The sequence below is a fragment of the Streptomyces luomodiensis genome (assembly GCF_031679605.1).
GTDB classification, from domain to species: Bacteria; Actinomycetota; Actinomycetes; order Streptomycetales; family Streptomycetaceae; genus Streptomyces; species Streptomyces luomodiensis.
Window position 1 is genome coordinate 5793282 of the sequence record NZ_CP117522.1, and the last position, 22243, is coordinate 5815524.

The 22243-nt window shown below is 73.2% G+C and carries 23 protein-coding genes; 15 read left to right on the top strand and 8 right to left on the bottom strand.

Annotation, left to right across the window (positions count from 1 at the left end):
• The first annotated feature begins 313 nt into the window (after positions 1 to 313).
• The 4 genes from alr (at position 314) to PS467_RS24285 (ending at position 3852) form a co-directional block, all read left to right on the top strand.
• Positions 314 to 1468 carry an alanine racemase gene (alr, locus tag PS467_RS24270; protein WP_268973772.1) on the top strand — a complete coding sequence of 385 codons (1155 nt, stop codon included), beginning with the start codon at positions 314 to 316 and terminating at the stop codon, positions 1466 to 1468.
• A 2-nt stretch (positions 1469 to 1470) separates the two neighbouring features.
• Positions 1471 to 2694 carry an alpha/beta fold hydrolase gene (locus tag PS467_RS24275; RefSeq protein ID WP_268973773.1) on the top strand — a complete coding sequence of 408 codons (1224 nt, stop codon included), beginning with the start codon at positions 1471 to 1473 and terminating at the stop codon, positions 2692 to 2694.
• Between the two features lie 180 nt (positions 2695 to 2874).
• On the top strand, positions 2875 to 3393 hold the full coding sequence (gene tsaE / locus PS467_RS24280; RefSeq protein WP_268973774.1) for a tRNA (adenosine(37)-N6)-threonylcarbamoyltransferase complex ATPase subunit type 1 TsaE: 519 nt from the start codon (positions 2875 to 2877) through the stop codon (positions 3391 to 3393).
• Between the two features lie 234 nt (positions 3394 to 3627).
• On the top strand, positions 3628 to 3852 hold the full coding sequence (locus PS467_RS24285; RefSeq protein WP_311036999.1) for a hypothetical protein: 225 nt from the start codon (positions 3628 to 3630) through the stop codon (positions 3850 to 3852).
• A 94-nt stretch (positions 3853 to 3946) separates the two neighbouring features.
• Here the strand turns inward: PS467_RS24285 and PS467_RS24290 are convergent, their stop codons facing one another.
• On the bottom strand, positions 3947 to 4486 hold the full coding sequence (locus PS467_RS24290; protein WP_311037000.1) for a hypothetical protein: 540 nt from the start codon (positions 4484 to 4486) through the stop codon (positions 3947 to 3949).
• A gap of 214 nt (positions 4487 to 4700) precedes the next feature.
• Here PS467_RS24290 and tsaB point away from each other — a divergent pair, with 214 nt between their 5' ends.
• From tsaB to PS467_RS24310, 4 genes are read left to right on the top strand one after another with little or no spacing between them, the layout of a single operon-like run.
• Complete coding sequence (tsaB, locus tag PS467_RS24295; RefSeq protein ID WP_311037001.1) at positions 4701 to 5369, top strand: tRNA (adenosine(37)-N6)-threonylcarbamoyltransferase complex dimerization subunit type 1 TsaB; 669 nt, start codon at positions 4701 to 4703, stop codon at positions 5367 to 5369.
• A gap of 5 nt (positions 5370 to 5374) precedes the next feature.
• A complete protein-coding gene (gene rimI, locus PS467_RS24300) occupies positions 5375 to 5953 on the top strand; it encodes a ribosomal protein S18-alanine N-acetyltransferase (RefSeq protein WP_311039943.1) in 579 nt (192 codons plus the stop codon).
• Positions 5946 to 7046 (top strand): tRNA (adenosine(37)-N6)-threonylcarbamoyltransferase complex transferase subunit TsaD, encoded by a 1101-nt coding sequence (tsaD, locus tag PS467_RS24305; protein WP_268973778.1) that lies wholly within the window; start codon positions 5946 to 5948, stop codon positions 7044 to 7046. Before rimI ends, tsaD begins: the two co-directional genes overlap by 8 nt.
• Complete coding sequence (locus PS467_RS24310; protein ID WP_268973779.1) at positions 7043 to 7309, top strand: hypothetical protein; 267 nt, start codon at positions 7043 to 7045, stop codon at positions 7307 to 7309. The genes tsaD and PS467_RS24310 overlap by 4 nt, the downstream gene beginning before the upstream one ends.
• 872 nt (positions 7310 to 8181) lie before the next feature.
• Here the strand turns inward: PS467_RS24310 and PS467_RS24315 are convergent.
• Positions 8182 to 10764, bottom strand: coding sequence for an AfsR/SARP family transcriptional regulator (locus tag PS467_RS24315; protein WP_311037002.1), 2583 nt, complete (start codon positions 10762 to 10764; stop codon positions 8182 to 8184).
• A 98-nt stretch (positions 10765 to 10862) separates the two neighbouring features.
• Between PS467_RS24315 and PS467_RS24320 the strand changes: the two genes are divergently transcribed.
• Together PS467_RS24320 and PS467_RS24325 are read left to right on the top strand one after the other, a co-directional pair.
• A complete protein-coding gene (locus PS467_RS24320; protein ID WP_311037003.1) occupies positions 10863 to 11756 on the top strand; it encodes an alpha/beta fold hydrolase in 894 nt (297 codons plus the stop codon).
• 231 nt (positions 11757 to 11987) lie between these two features.
• A complete protein-coding gene (locus PS467_RS24325) occupies positions 11988 to 12728 on the top strand; it encodes a hypothetical protein (protein WP_311037004.1) in 741 nt (246 codons plus the stop codon).
• On the opposite strand, the gene PS467_RS24330 is transcribed toward PS467_RS24325, so the two are convergent.
• The 3 genes from PS467_RS24330 to PS467_RS24340 all read right to left on the bottom strand — a co-directional run bounded on the left by PS467_RS24330 (position 12701) and on the right by PS467_RS24340 (position 14249).
• On the bottom strand, positions 12701 to 13018 hold the full coding sequence (locus PS467_RS24330) for a hypothetical protein (protein ID WP_268973783.1): 318 nt from the start codon (positions 13016 to 13018) through the stop codon (positions 12701 to 12703). The genes PS467_RS24325 and PS467_RS24330 overlap by 28 nt on opposite strands.
• A 155-nt stretch (positions 13019 to 13173) precedes the next feature.
• Positions 13174 to 13386 carry a DUF397 domain-containing protein gene (locus PS467_RS24335; RefSeq protein ID WP_268973784.1) on the bottom strand — a complete coding sequence of 71 codons (213 nt, stop codon included), beginning with the start codon at positions 13384 to 13386 and terminating at the stop codon, positions 13174 to 13176.
• A gap of 11 nt (positions 13387 to 13397) precedes the next feature.
• Positions 13398 to 14249: a helix-turn-helix domain-containing protein gene (locus PS467_RS24340; RefSeq protein WP_268973785.1), complete on the bottom strand. Its 852-nt coding sequence runs from the start codon at positions 14247 to 14249 to the stop codon at positions 13398 to 13400.
• A gap of 158 nt (positions 14250 to 14407) precedes the next feature.
• Here PS467_RS24340 and PS467_RS24345 point away from each other — a divergent pair, with 158 nt between their 5' ends.
• Positions 14408 to 14881, top strand: a complete 474-nt coding sequence (locus PS467_RS24345) for an ATP-binding protein (protein WP_311037005.1) — start codon at positions 14408 to 14410, stop codon at positions 14879 to 14881.
• A 94-nt stretch (positions 14882 to 14975) separates the two neighbouring features.
• Here PS467_RS24345 and PS467_RS24350 read toward each other — a convergent pair whose 3' ends face one another.
• Positions 14976 to 16163: a class I SAM-dependent methyltransferase gene (locus tag PS467_RS24350; RefSeq protein ID WP_311037006.1), complete on the bottom strand. Its 1188-nt coding sequence runs from the start codon at positions 16161 to 16163 to the stop codon at positions 14976 to 14978.
• A 62-nt stretch (positions 16164 to 16225) separates the two neighbouring features.
• Between PS467_RS24350 and PS467_RS24355 the strand changes: the two genes are divergently transcribed.
• From PS467_RS24355 to groL, 3 genes are all read left to right on the top strand, one after another.
• Positions 16226 to 17152 (top strand): polysaccharide deacetylase family protein, encoded by a 927-nt coding sequence (locus PS467_RS24355; protein WP_311037007.1) that lies wholly within the window; start codon positions 16226 to 16228, stop codon positions 17150 to 17152.
• A 251-nt stretch (positions 17153 to 17403) separates the two neighbouring features.
• Positions 17404 to 17712, top strand: coding sequence for a co-chaperone GroES (gene groES, locus PS467_RS24360; protein ID WP_014054228.1), 309 nt, complete (start codon positions 17404 to 17406; stop codon positions 17710 to 17712).
• A gap of 94 nt (positions 17713 to 17806) precedes the next feature.
• Positions 17807 to 19432, top strand: coding sequence for a chaperonin GroEL (gene groL, locus PS467_RS24365; RefSeq protein WP_311037008.1), 1626 nt, complete (start codon positions 17807 to 17809; stop codon positions 19430 to 19432).
• Positions 19433 to 19582: 150 nt separating this feature from the next.
• Here groL and PS467_RS24370 read toward each other — a convergent pair whose 3' ends face one another.
• On the bottom strand, positions 19583 to 20356 hold the full coding sequence (locus PS467_RS24370) for an SDR family NAD(P)-dependent oxidoreductase (RefSeq protein WP_268973790.1): 774 nt from the start codon (positions 20354 to 20356) through the stop codon (positions 19583 to 19585).
• Between the two features lie 108 nt (positions 20357 to 20464).
• Complete coding sequence (locus PS467_RS24375; RefSeq protein ID WP_311037009.1) at positions 20465 to 21172, bottom strand: MOSC domain-containing protein; 708 nt, start codon at positions 21170 to 21172, stop codon at positions 20465 to 20467.
• Between the two features lie 79 nt (positions 21173 to 21251).
• Here PS467_RS24375 and PS467_RS24380 point away from each other — a divergent pair, with 79 nt between their 5' ends.
• Positions 21252 to 22172, top strand: a complete 921-nt coding sequence (locus PS467_RS24380; RefSeq protein WP_311037010.1) for a LysR family transcriptional regulator — start codon at positions 21252 to 21254, stop codon at positions 22170 to 22172.
• The last annotated feature ends 71 nt before the right edge of the window (positions 22173 to 22243 follow it).

Genomic DNA, 22243 nt, shown 5'->3' on the forward strand with positions numbered 1-22243 from the left:
CGGGGAAGCGGGGCACTCTTCGCGGGGATGCGCAGACTCCGGGGGAGCGGGGCCCCTCGCGGAGGAGGGCAGACTCCGGGGGCGTGGGCACTCCGCGGGGAAGCGCGGCGCTTCCGTGGGGGAGCGGGGCACTCTCCGCCGGGGAGCGGGGCACTCCGCGGGGAAGCGCGGCGCTTCCGTGGGGGAGCGGGGCACTCTCCGCCGGGAAGCGGGGCACTCGCTACGGGGAAGCGCAGTACTGCGGGCAAGCACGTCACTCCTCGCGTGGAAGCACATACTCCGGCCGAACGACCGGCCTGAGAGACTGACGGAGATGGACGAGACACCGATGCGTGCCCGTGCCGTGGTCGATCTGGCCGCACTACGGGCCAATGTGAGGGCGCTGCGCGACGCGGCGCCCACCGCCGAGCTGATGACCGTGGTCAAGTCGGACGCCTATGGCCACGGCATGATCCGCTGCGCCCGCGCCGCCCGTGAGGCGGGCGCGAGCTGGCTGGGCACGGCCACGCCGGAGGAGGCGTTCGCGCTGCGCGCGGCGGGGGACATGGGCCGGCTGATGTGCTGGCTGTGGACGCCCGGCGGCCCCTGGCGGCAGGCCATCGAGGCGGACATCGACGTTTCGGCCAGCGGAGTGTGGGCGCTGCGCGAGGCCGTCGCCGCGGCCCGCGCGTGCGGCCGTACCGCGCGGCTCCAGCTGAAGGCGGATACCGGGCTCGGCCGCAATGGCTGCCAGCCCGCCGACTGGCCCGAGTTGGTCGCCGAGGCCCGCGCGGCCGAGGCGGAAGGGGCCATTCGGGTGACGGGGCTGTGGTCCCACTTCGCCTGCGCGGACGAGCCGGGCCATCCGTCCATCGCCGTCCAGCTGTCGGTCTTCCGCGAGATGGTGGCGCAGGCCGAACGCGCGGGACTGCGGCCCGAGGTGCGCCACCTGGCCAACTCCCCGGCCACCCTGACCCTGCCCGAGTCCCACTTCGACCTCGTCCGGACCGGCATCGCCACCTACGGCATCTCCCCGAGCCCCGAGGTCGGCACGCCCGCCGACCTCGGGCTGCGGCCGGTGATGACGCTCTCCGCCTCGCTCGCCTCCGTCAAGCAGGTGCCGGGCGGGCACGGCGTCTCCTACGGGCACCGCTATGTGACCCCCGGTGAGACGAGCCTCGCCCTGGTGCCGGTCGGCTACGGGGACGGCATCCCGCGCCATGCCTCGGGCACCGGACCGGTGCTGGTCGCGGGCAAGTGGCGGACCGTCGCGGGCACGGTCGCCATGGACCAGTTCGTGGTGGACCTGGGCGGCGACGCCGCCCGGCCGGGGGACGAGGCGGTGCTGTTCGGCCCGGGTGACCGGGGCGAGCCGACCGTCGAGGACTGGGCGCGGGCCGTGGGCACGATCGGCTACGAGATCGTCACCCGGATCTCGGCCCGCGTCCCCCGCGTTTATGTAGGTGAGCACGGGGGCACAGGGAACTGACCATGGGCGACGAGAGCACGGCCGGCAGCACGGCGGAGATGGCGACACGAGTCGCGGCGGGGGCCACAGCCGTGAGCTGGCGCCGGGGTGCCGGATTCGCGGGAGCCGCGATCGGCGTGCTCGCGGCGGGCGCGGCGGCGGGCGTCGCACTCGAGCGGCTGACGGTCGGCCGTGGCGTACGGCGCAAGGCGCGGCTCGCCCTGGACGCCGAGGGCCCGTACGGCACGCTGCGCGGCACTCCGGGGACGGCGATCGCCGACGACGGCACCGAGCTCTACTACGAGGTCGAAGAGGTGCGGGAGAACGCCGCCACGCCCGCGCCGCTGCGCAAGCGGCGGTTCGGGCGCCGCACCCCCGCCCCCGTCACCATGATCTTCAGCCATGGCTACTGCCTCGGCCAGGACTCCTGGCACTTCCAGCGGTCCGCGCTGCGCGAGGTGGCCCGCACCGTCTACTGGGACCAGCGCTGCCACGGCCGCTCCCAGCGCGGCTGCGCCCAGGCGGACGGCGAAGCGATCAGCATCGACCAGCTCGGCCGCGATCTGAAGGCGGTGATCGACGCGGCCGCGCCCGAGGGGCCGCTGGTGCTGGTCGGCCACTCCATGGGCGGCATGACGATGATGGCGCTGGCCGCGCAGTACCCCGAGCTGGTGCGCGAGCGGGTGATCGGCGCGGCCTTCATCGGCACATCGGCGGGGCGGCTGGGCGAGGTCAGCTTCGGCCTCCCGGTGGTCGGGGTGAACGCGGTGCGGCGGGTGCTGCCGGGGCTGCTCAAAGCGCTGGGCTGGCAGGCCGAGCTGGTCGAACGGGGGCGGCGGGCGACCGCCGATCTCTTCGCGGGGCTGATCAAGCGCTATTCGTTCGGCTCGAAGGACGTGGACCCGGGGGTCGCGCGGTTCGCCGAGCGGCTGATCGAGGCGACACCGATCGATGTGGTCGCGGAGTTCTACCCGGCGTTCATCGCCCATGACAAGGCGGCGGCGCTGCCGCGCTTCGACGGGCTGCCGGTGCTGGTGCTCGCGGGCGACAAGGACCTGATCACCCCGATGGAGCACAGCGAGGCGATCGCGGAGCTGCTGCCGGGGGCGGAGCTGGTGATCCTGGAGGAGGCCGGGCATCTGGTGATCCTGGAGCATCCCGAGGTGGTCAACGGCCATCTGACCGAGCTGCTCACACGGGCCGTGGACGGGGCGGGCGACCGGACGAAGCGGGGCGTGTCGGGCTGAGGTGCGGCGCCGCGCGACGCCGGCCGGGTCGCGCCGAGCGGGGCCAGGCGGTGCGTGCCCGGCCGGGCGCTCGGGGGCGGTCCGCGCCGGTCCGCGCCCGTTCGCAACCCGTTCACACCCCTTGCGTGCCCTTCCGTACCCGTCCGCACCGGTGCTTTCCGCCCCGTACCATCGGCGACTATGGACGTAGGCACGCGCATCACCGTCACCTCTCCCGACCAGATGCGGGACGTGGGCCGCAGACTCGCCAAGCTGCTGCGCCCCGGCGACCTGGTGCTGCTCACCGGTGAACTCGGCGCGGGCAAGACGACCCTGACGCGGGGCCTGGGCGAGGGCCTCGGGGTCCGTGGCGCCGTCACCTCACCCACCTTCGTGATCGCCCGGGTGCACCCCTCGCTGGGCGACGGCCCGCCGCTGGTCCACGTCGACGCCTACCGGCTGAACGGCGGCCTCGATGAGATGGAGGACCTGGACCTCGATGTCTCCTTGCCGGATTCGGTGGTGGCCGTGGAGTGGGGCGAGGGGAAGGTCGAGGGGCTGTCGGAGGACCGGCTGCATGTGGTGATCCAGCGGACGGTGGGCAGCGACCCGGCGGTCACGGACACGATGGCCGCCGACGTGGACGACGTACGGGATGTGGTGGTGACGGGGGTGGGCCCGCGCTGGGCCGGGGAGGACCTGGCGTCGCTCGCCGGGTAGCGCGGTACCGGGGAGCGCGGTAGCGCGGCAGGGCTGGAGCCGCGGGGTGGCGCCGCGCGGGGCGGCGCCGTCGGTAGAGCTCCCGTGCAGATGCCGAGTAGTTTCCGACAGTTTCCGACAAGCCGTCGGCATGATGTTGCACTCCGGGCATCGCCCGTGGTCACATGGTGGGAGAAAGCGTGGTTAGGTCTGCCTAACTCCGCTCGACTGCCCCAGGACCCTCAGGAGGCATCCATGTCGGCCCATGACCCCGTGGCCGGGACCGCCGGCGCGCGCGAGGACCGGTCACCGTCGATGTCGGAGCTCCTGGCGGCGTGTGCGGCGGCGAGCGCGGTCTCGACGCCCCCGCGGCCGGCCGACGAGGAGACGCAGGAGACGGAGGAGACGTCCGTGTCCGAGGAGACTTCCGCGTCCGCCGACCCCGAGACGGACGACGAGAAGCGGCGCGACGCGGCGTAACCAAGCCACGGCGGCCTACTCAGGCACGTCGACCCACAAGGGCGCGGCGGCTCGCTGGAGCGTGTCCGTCAATCCACCGGGGCGCGTCAGCCCACTAGGCGATGACGACGACCTTCGTGCTCACCTGGGCGAACTCCCACATCGCCGCACCGTCCGCCCGGCTCTCCCGGACGGCCCCGGTCCGCTTGCGCGCGTTCGGGTCCGGCATCGACCCGTCCACCGCCGCGCTGAAACCGAACACGACTCCCCCTTCCGTGTGGAAGACGACGACGTGCTCGACCTGCACTCCGTCCGAGCCGATCCCGCCCTTGTTGCGCGACGTCACCGCATAGGTCCCCGGGTCGGGGCTGGCCGGGCTGGGGCCCACCTCGAAGGTGCGGGTGGCCTTGCCGTCGGCGCCGACCAGCCAGACCCGCTTGTCGTGCAGCGCGTAGACGACCCGCTCGCCCGTGCCGGAGCCGGCCGGGAGGGCGGTGGACTTCTGCTTCGACCCCGCCTTGTCCTTGCCCTTCTCCTTGGACTGGGAGAAGTGCGACCCGGGCCGGGCCAGGGTCGGATGGTCGGGCGCGGTCGCGGCGGCCTGGTAGCCGAGGAAGCCGACGACGCCCAGCGCGGCGGCGGTGAGTACGGCCACGGCTGGTCCGGTACTGCTCCTTGGCACGGCGGCAACCCTCTCCTGCGGTCAGTACGCCCTGACGGTCCGTACACACTTACGGCGACGGTAGCACCGGCGCCCACCGCCTCGCCGCGCTCCGGCCACCCGGCGGCCGAGCTGTTCCACCGTCGGTACGAAAGAACGATCTCCCGGCACGAAAGAACGACCTCCCGGCGCGCCGTAGGCTGTCCTCGTGCTGTTGCTCGCTCTTGATACCGCCACCCCCGCCGTGACCGTCGCCCTGCACGACGGCTCCGCAGTGCTCGCCGAGTCCTCCGACGTGGACGCCCGGCGCCACGGCGAGCTGTTGCTGCCCGCCGTCCACCGGACGCTGAAAGAGGCGGGCACCGAGCTGGGCGAGGTGACGGAGATCGTCGTCGGGGCGGGTCCCGGCCCGTACACCGGGCTGCGCGTGGGCCTGGTGACCGCGGCCACCTTCGGGGCGGCCCTCGGCGTCCCGGTCCACGGGCTGTGCACCCTGGACGGGATCGCCTACGCCGCCGGGCAGGCCGGTCTGGCGGGCCCCTTCGTGGTGGCCACGGACGCGCGGCGCAAGGAGGTCTACTGGGCGCGCTACGACGACGCCCGCACCCGTGCCACCGAGCCCGCCGTCGACCACCCCGCCGATCTCGCCGAGCGGATCGCCGGGCTGCCCGCGGTCGGCGCGGGCGCGCTGCTCTACCCGGCCGCGTTCGCCGCCGTACCGCCCGGGATGCCGGAGTACCAGTCGGCCGGGGCGCTCGCCTCGCTCGCCGCCGAGAAGCTGGCCCGGGGTGAGGAACTGCCGCCGCCCCGGCCCCTGTATCTGCGCCGCCCCGACGCGAAGGTGCCCGCGAACTACAAGGTGGTCACCCGGAAGTGACCGGCATGACCGTGACGCTGCGCGAGATGCGCTGGTGGGATCTGGACCGGGTGATGGCGCTCGAGGAGGAGCTGTTCCCCGAGGACGCCTGGTCGCGGGGGATGTTCTGGTCCGAGCTCGCCCACGCCCGGGGCCGGGACGCCACCCGTCACTATGTGGTGGCGGAGAGCGGGTCGCGGCTGGTCGGGTATGCCGGGCTCGCCGTCTTCGACCGCACCGGCGACGTCCAGACCATCGCCGCCGCCCGCGACCACTGGGGCACCGGCCTCGGCGCCCGCCTCCTCACCGACCTCCTGACGGCCGCCACCGCCTTCGAATGCCGTGAGGTGCTGCTCGAGGTGCGGGTCGACAACGCCCGCGCCCAGCGGCTGTACGAGCGCTTCGGCTTCGAGCCCATCGGCATACGCAGGGGGTACTACCAGCCGGGCAATGTGGACGCCCTGGTCATGCGGCTGTCCGACCCGGCGAGCAGCACCGCTACTGCGGCCACTGCCGCGAACCCCGTGACCACCGAGGCCGGCGCGTCCACCGCGAACCCCGCGTCCACCGCGAACCCAGTACAAGGAACCGAGACCCATGGCTGACGAACCCCTCGTCCTCGGCATCGAGACCTCCTGCGACGAGACCGGCGTCGGCATCGTCCGCGGCCACACCCTGCTCGCCGACGCCGTCGCCTCCAGCGTCGACGAGCACGCGCGCTTCGGCGGCGTCGTCCCCGAGGTCGCCAGCCGCGCCCATCTGGAGGCGATGGTCCCCACCATCCAGCGCGCCCTGAAGGAGGCCGGGGTGGCCGCCTCCGACCTCGACGGCATCGCCGTCACCGCGGGCCCCGGGCTCGCGGGAGCGCTGCTGGTCGGCGTCTCGGCCGCCAAGGCGTACGCCTACGCCCTCGGCAAGCCGCTCTACGGCGTCAACCACCTCGCCTCCCACATCTGCGTCGACCAGCTGGAACACGGTCCGCTGCCGGAGCCGACGATGGCGCTGCTGGTGAGCGGCGGCCACTCCTCGCTGCTCCTCGCGCCCGACATCACGGCCGACGTCCGCCCGCTCGGCTCGACGATCGACGACGCGGCGGGCGAGGCGTTCGACAAGATCGCCCGGGTGCTGAACCTGGGGTTCCCCGGCGGCCCCGTCATCGACCGCATCGCCCGTGAGGGCGACCCGGACGCGATCGCCTTCCCGCGCGGGCTGACCGGTCCGCGCGACGCCGCCTACGACTTCTCCTTCTCGGGGCTGAAGACCGCCGTCGCCCGCTGGATCGAGGCGAAGCGGGCGGCGGGCGAGGAGGTCCCGGTCGCCGATGTCTCGGCCTCCTTCCAGGAGGCGGTCGTGGACGTGCTGACCCGCAAGGCCGTCCGCGCCTGCAAGGACGAGGGCGTGGAGCATCTGATGATCGGCGGTGGCGTCGCCGCCAACTCCCGGCTGCGGGCCATGGCCGAGCGCCGCTGCGAGGACGCGGGCATCACGCTGCGGGTGCCGCGGCCGAAGCTGTGCACGGACAACGGGGCGATGGTCGCGGCGCTCGGCGCGGAGATGGTGGCGCGGGGGCGGTCCGCCTCGGCCTGGGACCTGTCGGCCGACTCCTCGCTTCCGGTGACCGATCCGCACGTCCCGGCGCCCGCCGGGCACACCCACGACCATGTGCACGAGCTGAGCCGGAAGAACCTGTACGCATGACCGTCGCGATGATGTGGGAAGCCCGAGCGGTGGCGGGGAAGGGCGAGGAACTGCTGGCCTGGGCCACCCGCCAGCCCCTCGACCCGGCCCCGCTGCGCCGTGAGACCTTCCGCGCGCCCGAGGACCGCGTGCTCGTCATCACCTGGTGGGAGGGGACGTACGACACGCAGGGGCTGCCGGAACTCCCCGAGCCGGGGGATGACCTGGTGCGGCGTGCGGTGCACCGATGGCGCTTCGAGGCGGTCGCGGACGAGCAGGTCTGAGCCACCAGACCCTGCCGGTTCGCCAGGCCGACGCCAGCCGGAAGCCGAACGTCGGCGCCCGCCCGTCTGCCGTCCGCCCGTCCGCGGTCCAGCGTCTGGCGCCTGCCTGTCCGCCGTCCGCCTGTCCGCCGCCCGCCGTCTGGCGCCCGTCCGTCTGGCGTTCGCCCGTCCGCCGTCCGCCGGTCGGCGCCGTCGGGTCGGTGTCCGCCCGGTCGGCGTCCGCTGTCTGGCGTTCGCCCGCCCGGCGTCCGTCCGTCCGCCGCCCGTCCGGTTGGCGTCCGCCTGGTCGGCGCCTGTCCGTTTGGTGCCCGTCGGGTCGGTGTCCGTCCGTCCGACGTCGCCCGGTCGGCGTTCGCCCGCCTGGCGTTCGCCTGTCTGGTGCCCGTCGGGTCGGTGTCCGCCTGTCCGCCGTCCGCCGTCTGGCGCTCGTCCGTCTGGCGTTCGCTCGTCCGCCGTCCGGCGCCCGTCCGATTGGCGTCCGCCTGGTCGGCGCCTGCCCGTCTGGTGCCCGTCCGTCCGACGTCGCCCGGTCGGCGTTTGCCCGCCTGGCGTTCGCCTGTCTGGCGCCCGTCGGGTCGGTGTCCGCCTGGTCGGCGCCTGCCCGTCTGGTGCCACTGGTCGGCGCCTGTCCGTCTGGTGCCCGTCGGGTCGGTGTCCGTCCGTCCGACGTCGCCCGGTCGGCGTTCGCCCGTCCGCCGTCCGCCGGTCGGCGCCCGTCCGGTCGGTGCCCGCCTGTCCGGCGCCCGTCCGTCTGGCGCCCGTCGGGTCGGCGCCCGTGTCCGACGTTCGCCCGCTTGGCGTTCGCTTGCCCGGTGCCCGGTGCCCGGTGCCCGGTGCCCGGTGCCCGGTGTCCGGTGCACGGCGTTCTGTCGTCAGTGGAGGGCGTTGGTGAGGTCGGTGAGGTGTCGGGAGACCGGGCCCAGGGTGAGTAGTCCGCTGCCTGCCCCGGCCAGTTCCGCTGCCGCCGGGGCCAGCGCGGTGCGGGCGCGCGCCATCGTCTCCCGGTCGCCGACGGCGATGGCCGCCCGGCCGGTGAGGCACCACAGGGCCTCCAGCAGCAGGTCGCGGGGCGGGTCGGGGACCGCGCGCAGCGCCGTCGCGGCCTCGGCGTGACGGCCTTGGGCCAGCAGCACCAGCGGGCGGGCCCAGGGCGCGTACGGCCCCCAGTCGAGGTCCGCGTCGGTCGGCGCGGGCCGCCCCTGCTCCACGCGCAGACAGAGCAGCGCGAGCGGTAGCAGACCGCGCTCCAGGCCGGGCATCCCGGCGCCGTCCAGCCGCGCGGCCGCGTCCCGGTAGGCGGCCTCGACCTCGGCCGCCCGCCCCCCTGTCGCGGCCAGCCGCAGCGCCCGGTACCACTGGGTGAAGACCCCCACCAACGGCCGCTCATGGCGCTCGCCCAGACGGTCGGCGGCGGCCGCGTGCCGGTCGGCCGACGCGAAGTCCGCGAGCGCGCTACGGGCCTGGAGCCGGATGAGATGGCCGAGCACCTCGAAGGCGACCAGACCGTGCCGCGCCGACAGGGCGATCAGCTCGGCCCCGATCGCGTCCCGGCGCGGCGCCAGTCCCGCGCGGTCGAAGGACTGCATGAAGACGCCGTTGAGGGCGAACGCCAGCAGCGCGGGATCGTCCAGCCGACGGGCGATCTCCTCGGCCTCCCGAGCCGCCTGAGCCCCCCGCCGCCCCCGGCTGCCCCGCGACTCCACGGCGACCGTGGCCAACAACCGAGCCCGGACCGCGTCGTGCCGCGTGCCCTCGCGGGCGACGGCGTCGTGTGCGGGTGTCCCGTGCTTGGGCGCTTCGCGGCCGGGCGTCTCGTGATCGCTCAGCTCCCGGCCGGGCCCCCAGTGGCCGGTTCCCTCGGGGGCGGGGGTTTCGCGGCCGGCGGCCTCGTGGCCGGGGGGCCGGTGGCTGGGCGGCTCGTGCCCGGTTGTCTCGCGCCGGGTTGCCGCGTGCCCGGTTGCTTCGTGGCTGGGCGTCTCGTGGCTGGGCAGCTCATGGTGGGACCGGCCGTGGCCGGACCCATGATGGCCGGTTGCTTCGTGGCTGGGGGTCCGGTGGCTGGGCGGCTCGTGCCCGGTTGCTTCGTGGCTGGGCGTCTCGTGGCTGGGCAGCTCATGGTGGGACCGGCCGTGGCCGGACCCATGATGGCCGGTTGCTTCGTGGCTGGGGGTCCGGTGGCTGGGCGGCTCGTGCCCGGTTGCTTCGTGGCTGGGCGTCTCGTGGCTGGGCAGCTCATGGTAGGACCGGCCGTGGCCGGACCCATGATGGCCGGTTGCTTCGTGGGCGGGGTGCTCGGCGTGCGGGGTTTCGCGGCCGAAGGCTTCGTGGCCGGGCCGTCCGGGCCGTCCGGGGGTGGGCGCGAGCGTGGCCAGGGTGCGTTCGGCCGCTGCCACGATGTGGGCTGCCTGCTCCGGGTCGTCCAGGCGGGTCCAGATCGCCGGGACGTCGTAGGTGCCGATCACGCGGGCGGTCAGTTCGGGGTCGCCCAGTTCCTCCGCCGCCGCGACGGCCGCCACGCGCTGCTGCCGGGCTGTTCGCAGTCCGTCGCCCCCGGTCATCGAGAGGTCGCGGAGCAGGCCGGCCGTGGACTCCAGCCGGGCCCGCGCGCCCGTGGCCACGGTGCGGTCGTAGGCGGCGGCCGCTTCGGCCCACACCCGGGCCGCCGCCGCGCCCCCCGCCCCGCCCGGCGCCGTGGCGGGGGCGAGGTGAGGGGCCTGGCCGAGGATGTCCGTCTCCAGTCGGCGCAGTTCCGGGCCGGGATCCACGCCCAGCTGTTCGACCAGCAGCGTGCGCGCCCGGCGCAGCACCGCCAGCGCGTCGCCCTGGCGGCCGGTGCGGTACAGCGCGAGCGCCAGCGTCCGCCAGGCGCCCTCGCGCCAGGGGTGCTCGGCCAGATGGGCCTCCAGGTCCGGCACCGCCTCGGCGGCCCGGTCCAGCGCCAGCCGGGCCTCGGCCTGCCGTTCGACGGCGTGCAGCCGTAGCTCCGCCAGCCGGGAGCGCTCGCCCCGGGCCCAGCCCTCGTCGGTGAAGTCCGCGTACGCGGGCCCGCGCCACCGGCCCAGCGCCTGCTCCAGCCGCGCCGCCGCGTCGTCCGGCGGCAGGGTCGCGGCGGCGGCCACGTCCTGTTCGAAGCGCCAGGCGTCCACCGCGTCCGGGTCGGCCCGCAGCGCGTACCCGGGCCCGTCGGTGACCAGCAGCCGGGCCGGGGTCCGGGGCGGACGCCGGGGCTCCAGGGCGCGGCGCAGCGCGGCCACGAACGTACGCACCGCGCCCACCGCCCCCGGCGGCGGTTCCGTCCACAGGTCCTCGACCAGCCGTGAGACGGGTACGACGCGGCGGCGGGCGACGATCAGCCGGGCCAGCACCGCGCGGTGCCGTGGCCCCTTGAGCGCGATGGCGCGCCCGTCGGCGTCCCAGGCCACCACCGGCCCCAGCACCCCGAACCAGACCCGCATGGGGCCACGGTAGCGCGCTGATCGGATGCTCATTCGCGCCCGGCAGGCTGACCGGTACCTACCTCATCACTCCATCCACCTTCTCGAAAGGCGCGATCATGGCCCCTGTCATCCCCGGCTTCGACTACCGGCGCGTCCCCGTCGCCGACGGCGTGTCCCTGAACGCGGCCGTCGCGGGCTCGGGCAGCCCCGTCGTGCTGTTGCACGGGTTCCCGCAGACCCACCTGATGTGGCGGCACGTCGCCGCCGACCTCGCGGCCGACCACACCGTGATCTGCCCCGATCTGCGCGGCTACGGCGCCAGCGACAAACCGGCCGCCGGCGACGAACCGGCCGCCGACGACACCACCTACGCCAAGCGCACCATGGCCGCCGACGTCGTTGCCCTGGCCCGTGCCCTCGGCCATGACCGCTTCGCCCTGGCCGGCCATGACCGCGGCGCCCTGGTCGCCTTCCGGGCCGGCCTCGACCACCCCGCGGCGATCACCCATCTGGCCTGCCTGGATGTGCTGCCGACCCTCGACATGTGGGACGTGATGCGCGGTACCACCGCCGCCGTCGGCTTCCACCTCTTCCTGATGGCCCAGCCCCCGGGGCTGCCCGAGCGGATGATCGCCGCCTGCCCGGACGACTTCTTCGGCCACTTCCTCGACCTGTGGGCGGGCGACCCGGAGGCCATCCCCGCCGAGATCCGCACCGCCTACCTGGACGCCTGCCGGGCCGCGGTGTCGTCGATCGTGGCCGACTACCGCGCCTCGGCCGGTGTCGACGTCGACCACGACCGGGCCGACCTGGCCGCGGGCCGTCGGCTGACGATGCCGGTCACCGTGCTCCAGCAGGACTGGGGCGCCGCCCTCGGCTATGACGCGGCGGAGCTGTGGCGCGCCTGGGCCGCCGACCTGGAGCACTCCACCGTCGGCTACGGCCACTTCATGGCCGAGGAGGCGCCCGCCGAGGTCGCCAAGGCGCTGCGGGAGCTCCTCGCCCGTTAGTAGCGGAGGCGGAGGGCCGGTCCGCGCTCGATGACGGGGCTGTGGCCGAAGCATCGGCCACAGCCCCGTCATCGCACGCCTCGCCTGCGGTGGCCGGGTCCGCTCGGTGGGCAGCGATCAGCTGTCGGCGGCCGTGTCCGGGAGCTGAGAGACTGCGTCGGTCGCATATCGCCGCGCCATGAGCGCCATGAGCGCCATGAGCGCCATGAGTGCCGCATGAGGAAGGACGTCATGACGTCGCCCAACGAGCTTCCGTCACCGCCGCCCGCCCCGGACGAGCGGCCGTGGAACGACCGCGCCGGGCTGCTCGACGAGCGGGCGCGGGCGATGGGGGCGCTGGCGCGGTGGTACCTGGCGCCGCACCGGGCGCTGCTGTTGTGGCTGTCCACGCTCGTCTTCGCGCTGGGCTGGACCCTCGCGGTGTCGGGGTTCCAGTTCCTGGTCCAGGGCGAGATCATCGAGCACATCCTGGGCGTCATCTTCCTGGGCCTCGCCCTGGGCGCCACGGTCCCCTCCAGCCTCGGGGTGATATCGGGCATCCGGCGCGACGTCTTCGTGGGCGCGTGCCTGCGTGACTGGGCGGAGCTGGAGCGCGATCCCCGGACCCTGCCGCACTGGCGCGTCTCCGGCGGTGCGCTCCTCTGGCTGGGCCCGTCCATCGTGCTGGCCTGTCTGGGGCTGGTGCTGGGCGGGTCCGCCGTCTTCTCGGACATCGATACGGAGAGCTTCGGCACCGTCGCCGGAATCGGCATCGTCTTCGCGGCGGCCGGAGCGCTCGGCATGGCCAAGGCGATCGACTACTACCGCCTCGTCAGCCGCGAACTCGCCCCCGAGACCGGCGCCCCCGGGACCGGCGGCCCCGGGACCGGCGGTCCGGACACCGACGGCCCGGACACACAGGACCCGGGTGCAGGTCGCCCGGATCCCGGCGGCCCGGACCCCGGCTACGACGACGACTTCTGTAGTGACTGAAAGCGGCTCCGCAGCTCCTCGTACCGCTCACTCGGGCTCTCCCCGCGCTGCTTGGCCGCCTCCTCGATGCGGGTCAGCAGCTGCCTGACCCGTACGGCGTCCGTGTAGGCGTCGCGCTCCAGCTTCTTGTACGCGGCGGCGGCGGGCCCCTTGTGGTCGTCGGGGTCGACCGACTGCCTCAGGTGGCCGAGACGCTCGATCTGCTCCTCGAGATAACTGAGCATCCCCTCAAGGTCTTTGATGAGATCCGACAGCTCCTGATCCGATACGGACAGTTTGTCTTTACTCATGTCCCATCCGTCCCTGCCACCCTCCGATCGGCCCATTAGCGGGATGATCGTGCCATGACCGGGGCCGGTGTGGAGAGCCACCCGGAGTTTCCGCTCGGCCGAACGGCCCGGCGTGGTGGGCCGTCGCGCTGAGCGTCCGCGGGACCGGCGGGGGCTTACCGCTCCGGTACCGCCGCGAGGTGGTCGAATTCGCCCGCCTTGATGGAACGGAGCAGGGCTCTCAGCTTCGTGGGGGTCGTGGTCACGACGGTGCGGGGGTCGTCGCTCTCGCGGAGGGCCACGGCCGCGCCCAAGGAGGCGAGTTCTATGCAGGAGTTGCCGTCCCCCGCGCTGGAATACGAAGATTTCTGCCAGTTGAGCTCGGTCATCTCCACGCCCTCTATGTCTGCTGTGCGGCGTCACGAATGAAATCACGTGACTCCTCCACCGAGAGGGCCGCCTCGGTCGTGCGGTCCAGCACGCCACGATGGTTGGCGAGCTGGGACTGCGCGTCCAGGAAGACCGGGCCGTGCGCGGCGTCGAGTTGCGCGGTGTCCAGCTGGGGCACCGCGCCCAGGGCGTAGGTGACCGAGAGTCCGGGCACGTGGAACCCTCCGGCCTCGAAGGTCAGCACCCGCACGGTGACGTTCTTCCGCTCGGAGGACTCCAGCAGGCTGTCCAGCTGGGCGCGCAGGACGCGCCGCGTTCCGAACCGCATGCGCAGCGCCGCCTCGTGGATGACGAAGGTGCACGGCGGCGGATCGTCCCGGTCCAGGATGTCGCGGCGCTTCATGCGGTGGGAGAGTCTGCGCCGCAGATCGGTGGCGGACCACTGCGGAACGGTGGAGCCGAGCACCGCCCGCGCGTACTCCTCCGTCTGCAACAGGCCGGGCATATGCATGATTTCCAGCACGCGCAGGCTCGTGGCGTAGTACTCCAACTCGGCGAGGTCGAGCCCGCCGGTGGCGATATGGCCCCGGTACTCCTCCCACCAGCCGCCCTTGCGCTCCCGGGCCATGGCGGCGAGCGCGTCGACGTACGCGGTGTCCGGGCAGGCGTAGATGGCGGCGAGCGCGCGGACCCGCTCCTCGCTCACCCCGAAGCGGGCGAGCTCCAGGTTGGTGATGTGGGTGCGGTTGATGCCCAGCCGGTCGGCGGCCTCCTGGATGCTGAGGCCCGCGTCCTCGCGCATCCTCCTCAATTCTGTTCCGAGCCGGACTTGACGCGCGGTCGGGACGCTTCTGGGTGGCATGGCCCTCCGTAACCCTCAAGGAGTAATCGTCGAGGAAATTCAACGGGACCGTAGCAGTTGTTTGCACCGCTGCCCTACCGTGGGTGCCGTTGCCGCTACAGCGCGTTGATCGCCGTAACGGTACGCGCGCTGTCGGCCCCTTTGCAGGGAGTTGCCCCATGGATTCCGATCACGAGTCCGACGACCGTCCCCCACCGCGCCCGCCCGTTCCCCCCAAGGACCCGTACGTCTACACCCTCCAGAGCAGCCGGCAGGCGACCTCCGCCAAGGTCTGCCGGGACTTCGTCGCCTGCGTCCTGAACTCCGTGGGCCAGGAGGAACTGGTCGAGGTGGCGACGCTGTGCACCTCGGAGCTGGCCACCAACGCCTTTCTGCACGCCGAGGGCGACTCCGTGATGCTCCGGGTGGTGATCGAGTCCCCCCGCTTCCGCGTCCTGGTCTACGACGCCTCCGCCGAGCTCCCCACCGTCGCCCGCCTCCCCGTGGGCGACCGCCTCTACGGCCGCGGCCTCGGACTGGTGGCGGCCCTGGTCGACGGGTGGGGTACGGCGGAGGGGGACGCGGGCGGGACGTATGCCAAGGGGGTCTGGTTCGAGCTCGTGGGCACGGAGGAGGACGAGGGCCGGCCTTGAAGGCAAGCGGGTGGACACCGTCCGCACGCCGCCCCCGGCTACCGCCGGGAGGTGCCCCCCGCTCGCGGCCGCGCGCCCCCTTTGACGACAGACCCTAAGGCTGGGCCGGATGCCCCAGGAGCATCGTGGGGGCGCCCGCCGACCGCGTCAGCACGATGGTGCAGGCGTTCTCCCCTTCCAGGCGGAGCTTCTTGCGGAGGTGCTCCGGCTCGATCGCCGAACCGCGCTTCTTGATGGTCGCCACGCCGACCTCGCGCTCCCGCAGCAGCGCCTTGAGCTTCTTCAGGTTGAAGGGCAGCACATCCGTGATCTCGTACGCGGTGGCGTACGGCGTCGGGCGCAGCTCGTCCGTCGTGATGTAGGCGATCGTCGGATCGATCAGCCGGCCGCCGACGCGGGCCGCGACATCGGCGACCAGATGGGCGCGGATGACCGCGCCGTCCGGTTCATAGAGCCAGCGGCCGACCGGGCCGGGCCCGGGGTCCGGGAGGTGCGGGGTGCCGATGAGGGAGTGGACGCTGGGCAGCAGGGTGGCGCGGCGCAGCCCGGGGCGGGCGGTGCCGAACCACAGGACGGCCTCCTTCACATGGCCGTGGTCCGAGATCCACTCGGCCTCCGCGTCCTCGGGGATCGCCTCGTGGGGCACACCAGGGGCGATCTTGAGGGCCGCGCGCGGGGTGGTGCGGGCGGCCTCGACGGCCCAGGAGAGGGGCGGGGAGTACGCCTCGGGGTCGAAGACGCGGCCCCGGCCGCCGCGCCGGGCCGGGTCGACGAAGACCGCGTCGAAGGGCCGGGTGTCGATGCCGGTGACATCGGCGCAGCGGACCTCGATGAGATCGGCAAGGCCGAGCGCCTCGGCGTTGGCGCGGGCGACGGCGCAGGTCAGCGGGTCACGGTCGACGGCGAGTACGGAGATCCCGGCGCGTGCGAGCGCGATCGCGTCGCCGCCGATCCCGCAGCACAGATCGGCCGTGCGGCGGACGCCGAACTCCGCGAAGCGGGCGGCCCGGTACTCGGCGACGGAGGTGCGGGTGGCCTGCTCGACGCCGTTCGGCGTGAAGTACATGCGGTGGGCGTCCTCGGAGCCGAATTTGGCCACCGCCCGCTGCCGCAGCTCGGCCTGGGTCAGGGCCGCCGAGACCAGCGCCGGGGGATGGTCCCGGCGCAGCCGCGTCGCGGTGGCGAGCTCCTTCGCCGGGTCGTAGTCGCGCAGCGCGGAGAGCAGCGCCTGCCCCTCGTCGCCGAGCAGTGAGTCGAAGGCGTCAACGTCCACATGGCCCATTCTCCCCGCTCCCACGAGCGCATTCGCCCGCGCAGGGCGCGCGGGTCCGCGCGGGGGAGCAGATGATCGCTTTTGTGATGATGATCAAAGCTGGTCTTTCGAGGTGTCTGGTTCTCGCTGCCGCGGCGGTCGTGCTCACCGGCTGCGGGGGGCTCGGCTCTCCCGGGCCGCACACCAGGACGGGGGAGGCGACCGAGCCCGCGCGGCCGGCCTCCGCCACCCCGCACGCGGTGTCCGGGAACTCCGGGGAGCCGCCGTCCCCGGGTCCGTCGGGGACGGACTCGGTGCCGGGAGCGTTCCCGGACGCGTACCGCCGCTGGGGGCTCGACCGGCCGCTGGCCCCGCCGCCCCGGCCCGCGGTCAAGCCGCCGCTCGCGGCGGTGTGGCCGCCGGCGCCCGGACTCGCGACGGTCATCCGGCGGGTCGACACCACCGATCGGGTGGTTTTCCTGACCCTGGACGACGGGATCGAGAAGGACCCGGCCTTCGTCGACCAGGCCCGGGACCTGGGTCTGCCGTTCACACAGTTCCTGGAGAACGAGGTGATCGGCGACCACTACGACTACTTCCGCCGGCTGCGCGAGCTCGGCAACCGGATCGGCAACCACACGCTCACCCACCCCAACCTCGCCGGTAAGGACTACGCGACCCAGCTCCACGAGATCTGCGGCCAGCAGCAGGTCCTCCACGACCGCCTCGGCCTGGAGCCCCGTCTCTTCCGTCCGCCCTACGGGGAGTACGACAGGGTCACGCTGGAGGCGGCGGCGGAGTGCGGACTGGGAAAGCTGGTGCTGTGGCGCGCCGAGATGGAGCCCGGGGGTCTGGTGTACCGCTCGGGCGACGGGCTCCGGCCCGGGGACATCATCCTCGCCCACTTCCGCGGCCCGGACCTGCTGGAAGGCAGGACGATGACCGACATGATCACTTCGATGCTGCGGGAGATCCAGGCGCAGGGGTTCACGGTGGCCCGGCTGGAGGACTACATCTGAGGGCCCCGCGCCCCCGGGAGGAGGGGCGGCGGTGCGGCGGGTGAGAGGCGCCGATCGGGGGGCGCCACCACGTTGCTTGGCACTCTAGTTGACTGAGTGCTAACCGCGTCATAATGTCGACGCTGGCACTCGGGACCAACGAGTGCCAGGGATACAGCGACGGGCAGGTCCGGCACCCGCGACGACGGATCCACCTGGTCGCCACCTCAGACAGTTGACCCCGTGAGATCTCCGAAGGGGGAGGTCGGATCGTGACGACCACCAGCTCCAAGGTTGCCATCAAGCCGCTCGAGGACCGCATCGTGGTCCAGCCGCTCGACGCCGAGCAGACCACGGCCTCTGGCCTGGTCATTCCGGACACCGCCAAGGAGAAGCCCCAGGAGGGCGTCGTCCTGGCCGTGGGTCCGGGCCGCTTCGAGGACGGCAAGCGTCTTCCGCTCGACGTCTCCGTCGGTGACGTCGTGCTCTACAGCAAGTACGGCGGCACCGAGGTGAAGTACAGCGGCGAGGAGTACCTCGTCCTCTCGGCTCGCGACGTCCTCGCGATCGTCGAGAAGTAATCACCGAAGTTTTGCCTATGAGCCGTGCCCCGGTGCCCGTGTCATCTGAAACCGGGGTCGGGGCGCGGTTCGTTTGAGAGGACATACGCAACTCATGGCGAAGATCCTGAAGTTCGACGAGGACGCCCGTCGCGCCCTCGAGCGCGGCGTCAACAAGCTTGCGGACACCGTCAAGGTGACGATCGGCCCCCGCGGCCGCAATGTCGTCATCGACAAGAAGTTCGGTGCTCCGACCATCACCAACGACGGTGTCACGATCGCCCGCGAGGTCGAGGTCGAGGACCCGTACGAGAACCTGGGCGCCCAGCTCGTCAAGGAGGTGGCGACCAAGACCAACGACATCGCGGGTGACGGCACCACCACCGCGACCGTGCTGGCCCAGGCGCTGGTCCGCGAGGGGCTGAAGAACGTGGCCGCGGGCGCCTCCCCGGCCGCCCTCAAGAAGGGCATCGACGCGGCCGTCAAGGCCGTCTCGGACGACCTCCTGGCCACCGCCCGCCCGATCGACTCCAAGTCCGACATCGCCGCCGTGGCCGCGCTGTCCGCCCAGGACAAGCAGGTCGGCGAGCTGATCGCCGAGGCGATGGACAAGGTCGGCAAGGACGGCGTCATCACCGTCGAGGAGTCCAACACCTTCGGCCTGGAGCTCGACTTCACCGAGGGCATGGCCTTCGACAAGGGCTACCTCTCGCCGTACATGGTCACCGACCAGGAGCGGATGGAGGCCGTCCTCGAGGACCCGTACATCCTGATCACCCAGGGCAAGATCTCCTCCATCCAGGACCTGCTGCCGCTGCTGGAGAAGGTCATCCAGGCCAACGCCAGCAAGCCGCTGCTGATCATCGCCGAGGACGTGGAGGGCGAGGCCCTGTCCACCCTCGTCGTCAACAAGATCCGCGGCACCTTCAACGCGGTCGCGGTGAAGGCCCCGGGCTTCGGTGACCGCCGTAAGGCCATGCTCGGCGACATCGCCACCCTTACGGGCGGCACCGTCGTCGCCGAGGAGGTCGGCCTCAAGCTCGACCAGGTCGGCCTGGACGTGCTGGGCACCGCCCGCCGCGTGACCGTCACCAAGGACGACACCACGATCGTCGACGGTGGCGGCAAGGCGGACGAGGTCAGCGGCCGCGTCGCCCAGATCAAGGCCGAGATCGAGACCACGGACTCCGACTGGGACCGCGAGAAGCTCCAGGAGCGGCTCGCGAAGCTGGCCGGCGGCGTGTGCGTGATCCGCGTGGGCGCGGCCACCGAGGTCGAGCTCAAGGAGAAGAAGCACCGCCTGGAGGACGCCATCTCGGCGACCCGCGCCGCGGTCGAGGAGGGCATCGTCTCCGGTGGTGGCTCCGCGCTGGTCCACGCCGCGAAGGTGCTGGAGAACAGCCTGGACCTGGCCGGCGACGAGGCCACCGGTGTCGCGGTGGTCCGCCGCGCCGCGGTCGAGCCGCTGCGCTGGATCGCCGAGAACGCCGGTCTCGAGGGCTACGTCATCACCTCGAAGGTCGCCGAGCTCGAGAAGGGCCACGGCTACAACGCGGCCACCGAGGAGTACGGCGACCTGGTGAAGGCCGGCGTCATCGACCCGGTCAAGGTCACCCGCTCCGCGCTGGAGAACGCGGCGTCGATCGCCTCGCTGCTGCTCACCACCGAGACCCTGGTGGTCGAGAAGCCGGCCGAGGAAGAGCCGGAGGCCGCCGGCCACGGCCACGGTCACGCGCACTGACGCTCGGCTGCCTGCCGCACGCGGCACAAAGGCGCGGCTGCCCCTGGGGCGGCCGCGCCTTCGCGTTCGGGTCCCGGGGCCGCGCCCCGGCCCGGCCGGCTGACACTTCGAGGGGACACCGGAGACCCGGACCGGCTGGTCCCCGGAGGACTACGCCTTCGCCGGGGGGCGGCCGACCTTGGAGGAGAGGGAGGAGAGCGCCGAACGCGGGGTCAGCTTCGCCAGGCCCGTCATCGCCTTGTAGCGCGGGTCGGGAATGGACAGCGACTTGCCCCGGGCGAAGTCCTTCAGGGCCGCCGTGACCAGCCGGTCCGGGTCCAGCCACATCCAGCTCGGCACGTTGTCCGGCTTGATCCCCGCCCGCGCGTGGAACTCGGTGCGGACGAACCCCGGGCACAGCGCCATCAGCCGTACCCCCGAACGCGCCAGGTCCTTCGCCGCGCCCTGCGTGAACTGCACGACCCACGCCTTGCTCGCCCCGTACGTCCCGCGCGGGAAGAAGGCCGCGACCGACGCCACATTGATCACCCCGCCGCGCCCCCGGCCGCGCATCGTCTCGGCCGCCGCGCTGGTCAGCCGCAGCACCGCCTCGCAGTGCAGCTTCAGCATCCGCAGCTCATCGGCGATCGGCACCTCCAGATAGCGGGCGCGGTTGCCGAAACCGGCGTTGTTGACGAGCAGATCGACCGGGTGGGTGCGGTCCCCCAGCCGGGCCTCGACCGCCGCGATCCCGTCCTCCTCGGACAGGTCCGCCACCAGCACGTCCGCCTCCACGCCGTGCCGGTCGTGCAGATCCGTCGCCTGCTCCCGCAGCCGCTTCTCGTCGCGTGCGACGAGCACCAGGTTGTGCCCGTCGGCGGCGAGCCGGCCCGCGAAGGCGGCGCCGATGCCCGCCGTGGTTCCGGTAATCAATGCAGTCGTCATACGCGCACGTTATCGGCCATGACAGGTCCCGGCGGACCGCTGAACGGACCCGCGGAGCGATCTGAGCCGGAATGAACACTTCCGTCTGTCGGACGGAAGGCCGCTCCGTCAGCCCGCCTCCCCGGCCCGGTACTTCTGGGCGGCCTCCCGCGCCGCCGGATGCAGCGCGTCACCCGCCGCCAGCACCCTTGGCAGCAGCTCCCGCTCCAGGGTCTCGGCGCGGAAGAGGAAGGCGACCGTCACCTCGTGGTCGGGCCGGTGCACGATCTCGACGGGGTCGCCGGAGCGGATCTCGCCGGGTTCGAGCACCCGCAGATACGCCCCCGGGACGCCGGCTGCGGTGAACCGCTTGACCCATCCCCGCTCGCCCAGCCAGCCCGCGAACGTACGGCACGGGATGCGCGGTGAGGTCACCTCCAGCAGCGGTCCGCTCCCCACCCGCCAGCGCTCGCCGATGAGGGCGCCGCTGACGTCGATGCCGCTGGTGGTGAGGTTCTCTCCGAAGACGCCGTTGGCCAGCTCGCGGCCCAGCTCCCGCTCCCAGGCGTCGAGGTCCTCCCGGGCGTAGGCGTAGACCGCCTGGTCGTCGCCGCCGTGGTGGCGGCGATCGCAGACCGTGTCACCGGCCAGCCCGCTCCCGGCCTGACCCTTCGGCCCCGGGGCCGCGACCCGCACCGGGCCGTCGACCGGCCGCTTGTCGATACCGGTACCGGTGGGACAGTCGGAGTGTTCGGTCATCATCGCCCGGCCCAGGTTCACGGTGAGCACGGACGGCGAGGCGGCGGGACGCGCGGAGGAACCCGGAGAATGCGGCATGAGGGCACCGTAGAACAGCGCGGTCAAAGCGTCGACGTAATATCCCGGCGGGTATCCAAGGGCCCCTTATGCTCAAGGCATGATCGAGGCCCGCCATCTCAGGGTGCTGCGCGCGGTGGCCGCCACCGGCTCGTTCTCCGCCGCCGCCCGTGAGCTGGGCTGCACCCAGCCCGCCGTCAGCCAGCAGATGAAGGCCCTGGAGGGCGCCGCGGGCACCCCTCTGCTGATCCGCAGCGGCCGGGAGACGCGGCTGACCGAGGCGGGCCGGGCGCTGGTCAGGCACGCCACCGGGATTCTGGCCGGGCTGACCGCCGCCGAGGAGGAGGTCGCGGCGATCGCCGGACTGCGGGCGGGCCGGGTGCGGCTGGTGTCCTTCCCCAGCGGCAGCTCGACCCTGGTGCCCATGGCGCTCGCCGAGATGCGCGCGGCGCACCCCGGAACCCGGGTCTCGCTGGTGGAGGCCGAGCCGCCGGGCTCGGTGGAGATGCTGCGCGCGGGCGACTGCGAGATCGCGCTGGCCTTCCGGTACCCGCGGGTGGACGCGGACGCGGGGGCCGCTGCAGGGGATGGCGCCGAGTGGGACGACCTGGTCCTGCGGCCGCTGCTGAGCGACCGGCTGGTGGGCGTGGTGCCGGAGGGGCACAAGCTGGCGGGCGCCGGGGCGGTGGGGATCGCCGAGCTGGCCGGGGAGCCGTGGATCGCGGGCTGCCCGCGCTGCCGGGGCCATCTTGTCCAGGTCTGCGAGTCCGCGGGCTTCACCCCGCGGATCGACTTCGCGACGGACGACTATCCGACGGTCGTCGGCCTGGTCGGGGCCGGGCTGGGAGTGGCGGTGCTGCCCGAGCTGGCGCTGGAGTCCGTACGCGCCAAGGGCGCCACGACGCTGGCGGTGGAACCGGCAGTGCGCCGGGAAGTGGTCGCGCTGACCCTGCCCGACCTGGCCCGCGTCCCGGCGGTGGCGGCGACGCTGGACCGGCTGGAGCGGGCCGCCCGCAGGTGACCGGCGCGCGGCCGGGTCCGCCCGTCGGCCGGTCGCGCCCGGCGGAGGGGAGAGGAACGTTTCTTCAGTTG

Bases quoted from the DNA above. Each gene is read 5' to 3' on its own strand.
- PS467_RS24285 (WP_311036999.1), top strand. From the start codon at position 3,628: ATGTCGGCCCATGACCCCGTGGCCGGGACCGCCGGCGCGCGCGAGGAC.
- PS467_RS24310 (WP_268973779.1), top strand. From the start codon at position 7,043: ATGACCGTCGCGATGATGTGGGAAGCCCGAGCGGTGGCGGGGAAGGGC.
- tsaE (WP_268973774.1), top strand. From the start codon at position 2,875: ATGGACGTAGGCACGCGCATCACCGTCACCTCTCCCGACCAGATGCGG.
- tsaD (WP_268973778.1), top strand. From the start codon at position 5,946: ATGGCTGACGAACCCCTCGTCCTCGGCATCGAGACCTCCTGCGACGAG.
- alr (WP_268973772.1), top strand. From the start codon at position 314: ATGGACGAGACACCGATGCGTGCCCGTGCCGTGGTCGATCTGGCCGCA.
- PS467_RS24320 (WP_311037003.1), top strand. From the start codon at position 10,863: ATGGCCCCTGTCATCCCCGGCTTCGACTACCGGCGCGTCCCCGTCGCC.
- PS467_RS24370 (WP_268973790.1), bottom strand. From the start codon at position 20,356: ATGACGACTGCATTGATTACCGGAACCACGGCGGGCATCGGCGCCGCC.
- PS467_RS24330 (WP_268973783.1), bottom strand. From the start codon at position 13,018: ATGAGTAAAGACAAACTGTCCGTATCGGATCAGGAGCTGTCGGATCTC.
- PS467_RS24275 (WP_268973773.1), top strand. From the start codon at position 1,471: ATGGGCGACGAGAGCACGGCCGGCAGCACGGCGGAGATGGCGACACGA.
- PS467_RS24375 (WP_311037009.1), bottom strand. From the start codon at position 21,172: ATGCCGCATTCTCCGGGTTCCTCCGCGCGTCCCGCCGCCTCGCCGTCC.
- PS467_RS24355 (WP_311037007.1), top strand. From the start codon at position 16,226: ATGATCGCTTTTGTGATGATGATCAAAGCTGGTCTTTCGAGGTGTCTG.
- PS467_RS24345 (WP_311037005.1), top strand. From the start codon at position 14,408: ATGGATTCCGATCACGAGTCCGACGACCGTCCCCCACCGCGCCCGCCC.
- PS467_RS24350 (WP_311037006.1), bottom strand. From the start codon at position 16,163: ATGGGCCATGTGGACGTTGACGCCTTCGACTCACTGCTCGGCGACGAG.
- groL (WP_311037008.1), top strand. From the start codon at position 17,807: ATGGCGAAGATCCTGAAGTTCGACGAGGACGCCCGTCGCGCCCTCGAG.
- PS467_RS24380 (WP_311037010.1), top strand. From the start codon at position 21,252: ATGATCGAGGCCCGCCATCTCAGGGTGCTGCGCGCGGTGGCCGCCACC.
- PS467_RS24315 (WP_311037002.1), bottom strand. From the start codon at position 10,764: ATGCGGGTCTGGTTCGGGGTGCTGGGGCCGGTGGTGGCCTGGGACGCC.
- rimI (WP_311039943.1), top strand. From the start codon at position 5,375: ATGACCGTGACGCTGCGCGAGATGCGCTGGTGGGATCTGGACCGGGTG.
- PS467_RS24335 (WP_268973784.1), bottom strand. From the start codon at position 13,386: ATGACCGAGCTCAACTGGCAGAAATCTTCGTATTCCAGCGCGGGGGAC.
- PS467_RS24340 (WP_268973785.1), bottom strand. From the start codon at position 14,249: ATGCCACCCAGAAGCGTCCCGACCGCGCGTCAAGTCCGGCTCGGAACA.
- PS467_RS24325 (WP_311037004.1), top strand. From the start codon at position 11,988: ATGACGTCGCCCAACGAGCTTCCGTCACCGCCGCCCGCCCCGGACGAG.